General features: G+C 66.7%; 5 protein-coding genes. 2 read left to right on the top strand and 3 right to left on the bottom strand.

Translation table 11 applies throughout. From position 1 onward, the window contains the following. Window positions 1–181: DUF5594 family protein (locus tag VG320_RS27860; RefSeq protein ID WP_327203296.1), on the top strand; the 181-nt coding region annotated here is incomplete at its 5' end. A gap of 7 nt (window positions 182–188) precedes the next feature. On the opposite strand, the gene VG320_RS27865 is transcribed toward VG320_RS27860, so the two are convergent. The 3 genes from VG320_RS27865 to VG320_RS27875 are packed head-to-tail and all read right to left on the bottom strand — an operon-like array spanning window position 189 to window position 3142. Then, window positions 189–1046, bottom strand: coding sequence for a sulfite exporter TauE/SafE family protein (locus VG320_RS27865; protein WP_327203297.1), 858 nt, complete (start codon window positions 1044–1046; stop codon window positions 189–191). 45 nt (window positions 1047–1091) lie between these two features. Beyond that, a complete protein-coding gene (locus tag VG320_RS27870) occupies window positions 1092–2711 on the bottom strand; it encodes a TIGR01244 family sulfur transferase (RefSeq protein ID WP_327203298.1) in 1620 nt (539 codons plus the stop codon). Between the two features lie 59 nt (window positions 2712–2770). Beyond that, window positions 2771–3142, bottom strand: coding sequence for a metalloregulator ArsR/SmtB family transcription factor (locus VG320_RS27875; RefSeq protein ID WP_327203299.1), 372 nt, complete (start codon window positions 3140–3142; stop codon window positions 2771–2773). Between the two features lie 139 nt (window positions 3143–3281). Between VG320_RS27875 and VG320_RS27880 the strand changes: the two genes are divergently transcribed. After that, the coding region (locus tag VG320_RS27880) for an MBL fold metallo-hydrolase (protein ID WP_327203300.1) at window positions 3282–4124 on the top strand (843 nt) is incomplete at its 3' end.

A 4124-nucleotide genomic window follows, 5' to 3' on the forward strand; every position in this document is an offset into this window, starting at 1 on the left:
CTGGGACATCGACGAGATCGAGCGCCTCATGGAACCCGGCGGCGAGGCGCGCTTCGCGCACTACCTGGAAGCGACCGTGCGCAAGATGGCGTCGTGGGAAACGGCGCGTGAGGTGGACTTCGCCACGCGCACGCAGGGCGAACCGGAGATTTTGATCGGCGGGCTGGATTTCGAGGGCTAAGCCGGATTCAAACGTTGCCTGAAACCACCAGCGCGTGAACGGCCTTCACGGCCATGCCCACCGCGACGCAACCCGCGAACACCGCAAACGACTGCTGCAGCCGCACGCCGCTCACATGGCGCGCGAAACCACGGCCCAGCAGCATCCCGGCGAGCGCGCCCGCCGCGAACGGCAGCGCATTGAGCCAGAGCATATGACCGCTCGCGGCCGACGCCGCCACGCCCGCGGTCGACACGAGCGCGATCACGGCAAGCGAAGTGGCGACAATGCCCTGCATCGGAATATCGGAGGCGCGCTTGAGCGCCGGCACGATCACAAAGCCGCCGCCCACGCCGAGCAGGCCCGAGAGAAACCCGGCCATCGCCCCAGAGAACGCGAGCGCCCGCGCGCAGGGCGCGGTCCAGTCGAGCTTGCCGCGTTCGAGATTGAGGCGGCAGGGCAAATCGGAAGGGCAAGGCTCTGCGCCGCCCTGTAGATCATGCGCCGCGGTGTTCGAACCGCTGGCGGGTTGATGAAACATGCGCCACGCCACGCGCGTGAGCACCACCGCGAACAACAGCATGAGCGGCGCGTCCGGCACGCGATGCGCGACCCACAGACCGGCGGGCGAAATCACCGCGCCGGCTGCGGCCATCAGCGCGGCGGCCTTGTAGCGCACCTTGCCCTCGCGCAGCGCGAGCAGCGCGCCGATGCCCGCCGCCAACGCCACCGCGAACAGCCCGATGGGCGCGGCCTGCGCCACGCTTAAACCCAGACCGAACACCAGCAGCGGCACCGCGACGATGGCGCCGCCCGCGCCCGTCAGCGCAAGAATCAGCCCGACGACCGAGCCGAGCGCGGTACTCACCAGCAAGGCGGTGTCCATGAGGCGGCGTCTCCTTTTTTATCGATATCGGCTTGAGTGGCTCGCTCAGCCTTGCGCGTCGCTGGCCGATGCGCCCGTGAACCACTCGCGGCCCTTGAGCATGCCGCTCCAGTAGAAGCGCGGCAGGAAGCTGGCCTTGAGGAACCACATCAGGCGGCGCGGGCGTGTGGCGTCGAGCGGGAAGGTGGGCAGCAGCTTGCCGCCGTAGCCGAACTCGGCCAGCACGACCTTGCCTTTCTCGACCGTCAGCGGGCACGAGCCGTAGCCGTCGTAGCGGTAACGCATCTCCGCGTTCGCGCGCGCTGCCAGCAGGTTTTCGGCGACGATCACGGCCTGCTTGCGCGCGGCCGCACCGGTCTTGGCATTGGGCGCCGAGCACACATCGCCGAGCGAAAACACATTGGGCCAGCGCGGATGCTGGAGCGTCGCGTGATCGACTTCGCACCAGCCGGCCGCATCGCCCAGATCGCTCTCGCGGATGAAGTCGGGCGCGACTTGCGGCGGCACCACATGGATCATGTCGAAGCGCTTGTCGATGCGCTTGATGTTGCCGTCGGCGTCCTTCACTTCGAAGGTCGCCTTGCGTGCCGAGCCGTCGATCGCAACCAGGTTCGAGCTGAATTCGAGCTGGGCGTTGTAGCGCTTCACGTACTCCATGAGCGGCGGCACGAAAGTCGGCACACCGAACAACACGGCGCCCGCCAGATCGAATTCGACCTTCACCTTCGGCAGCACGCCGCGCTTCATCCAGTGATCGCAGGCCAGATACATGGCCTTTTGCGGCGCGCCCGCGCACTTGATCGGCATGGCCGGCTGCGTGAAGAGCGCGGTGCCGCTTTGCATCTTCTGCACCAGTTCCCACGTGTAGGGCGCGAGGTCGTAGCGGTAATTCGAAGTCACGCCGTTCTTGCCCAGCGTTTCCTGCAACCCGGCGATGCGCTCCCACGCCAGCCGCAGTCCAGGCGCGACGATCAACTGCTTGTAGGCGACGGTCTCGCCATTGGTCAGGCGTACGAGGTTCTGCGTGGGCTCGACGCGCTCCGCGCCTGCGCGCAGCCATGTTGCGCCTTGCGGCATCACGCTCGCCATTGGGCGGCGGGTCTTTTTCACGTCGAAAGCGCCGCCGCCCACCAGCGTCCAGGCGGGCTGATAGTCGTGTTGGTCGTTGGGCTCGACGATGGCGATGCGCAGATTGCGCTGGCGGCGCAGCAGGCTCGCCGTCACGCTGATGCCCGCCGTGCCGCCGCCGATCACGACGACATCCCACGGTTCGGCGTTGCTGGCGGCTTTCGCGCTGTTTGCGCTCGCAGCGGCAAGCGGCGCGGCAACGGCGCTCGCCTGCGCGAACTGCCACAGATTGGTCGCGCGATTGCCGGTGCGGCAGTAGGCGAGCACGGGCGCGGGCAGGTCGGCGAGCGCTTGCGCGAACTGCGCGACATCGTCGGCGCCGATCTTGCCGGGCGTGACCGGCAGATACGCGAAATGCAGGCCGAGCTGTTCGGCGGCTGCGCGGATATCGCTCGACGCGGGCTGCGACGGGCCGCCTTCGCCATCCGGCCGGTTGCAGATGACCGAACGGAAGCCTGCGGCCGCGATGGCGGCGAGATCGGCGGGCGTGATCTGGTCGGCGCTCGCGAAGCGCGCGTCGTGTTGCACGATTTGCATGGGCTCGAAAACTCCTGGTATGGCTGGATGATTGGCGGCGGCGATGCGTTGCGCGATGCTCAGGCCGGGCGAGCCGGGTTTGCCGGGTTTGCCGGTTTTGCCGGTTTTGCCTTCAGCCGGCCGCAATAAAGGCTGGAAAGCGTCTGCATCACCTGGATGACTTCGTTGCCCGCGAGACGGTAATAGATGTACTTGCCTTCGCGGCGCGTCTCGACGAGGCCTTCCTCGCGCAGCACGCCCAGGTGCTGCGACAGGCTGGGCTGATGCACGCCGACGAGCGCTTCAAGCTCGCCGACGTTGCGCTCGCCTTCGACGAGCTGGCAAAGCAGCAGCAGACGGTCTTCGTGCGCGAGCGCCTTGAGCAGCGCGCAGCACTTTTCGGCGGATTCGCGCAGCGCGGAAAGGGCGTCGGGCGTGATAGGGGAGTTCATAGGCGGCGATAGGTCCGGCGGCGGGTCAGACGACAGGGAGCGATGCGCGACATCATGAAACGGCTGACAGTTTGTTGACAAACATTATATCGATTCATAATATGTCTTTCAATAGAACAAGCGCCGCATGGAGTTGCCGATGTCCGATCACACCCCTGTCCCCTCAGCCGAAACCGCCACCCTCGTCGAGCCGTTCTTCGATCCGGCGACGGCCACCGTCACCTACGTCGTGCACTCGGGGCGCGGCTCGGCGTGTGCGATCGTCGATCCGGTGCTGGACTACGATGCGAAGTCGGGCCGCACGTCCACGGAATCGGCGCAGCGCGTGATCGCTTTCGTGCGTGAATATGGCCTGACGGTCCAATGGCTGCTGGAGACCCACGCACACGCCGACCATTTTTCGGCGGCGCCGTTTCTCAAGCAGCAACTGGGCGGCAGGATCGCCATCGGCGAGCACATCCGCATGGTGCAGGGCGTGTTCGGCAAGGTCTTCAATCTGGGCGGCACGCTGGCCGCCGACGGCAGCGAATTCGACCATCTCTTCACCGACGAGGAAACCTTTCATGTCGGCCCGCTCGCGGCGCGCGCGATGCATGTGCCGGGCCACACGCCCGCCGATCTCGCCTACCAGATCGGCGACGCCGTGTTCGTGGGCGATACGCTGTTCATGCCCGACGTGGGTTCGGCGCGCTGCGATTTCCCTGGCGGCGACGCACACACGCTGTATCGATCGGTGCGCAAGCTGCTCGCTCTGCCGGGGCAGACGCGCCTCTTCATGTGCCACGATTACCCGCCCGAATCGCGCGGCCCGAGCTTCCAGAGCACCGTCAGCGCGCAGCGCGAGGGCAACATCCACCTGAACGACAGCGTGAGCGAAGAAGCCTTCGTACAAATGCGCAGCACGCGCGACCGCACCCTCGCCATGCCGAACCTGATCCTGCCGTCGATCCAGGTGAACATCCGCGCTGGGCGCCTGCCCGAG

The sequence above is a fragment of the Paraburkholderia sp. genome, from assembly GCF_035948235.1.
GTDB lineage: Bacteria > Pseudomonadota > Gammaproteobacteria > Burkholderiales > Burkholderiaceae > Paraburkholderia.

Coding starts and splice junctions, on each gene's coding strand:
- VG320_RS27865 (WP_327203297.1), bottom strand. CDS start 1,046: ATGGACACCGCCTTGCTGGTGAGTACCGCGCTCGGCTCGGTCGTCGGG.
- VG320_RS27875 (WP_327203299.1), bottom strand. CDS start 3,142: ATGAACTCCCCTATCACGCCCGACGCCCTTTCCGCGCTGCGCGAATCC.
- VG320_RS27870 (WP_327203298.1), bottom strand. CDS start 2,711: ATGCAAATCGTGCAACACGACGCGCGCTTCGCGAGCGCCGACCAGATC.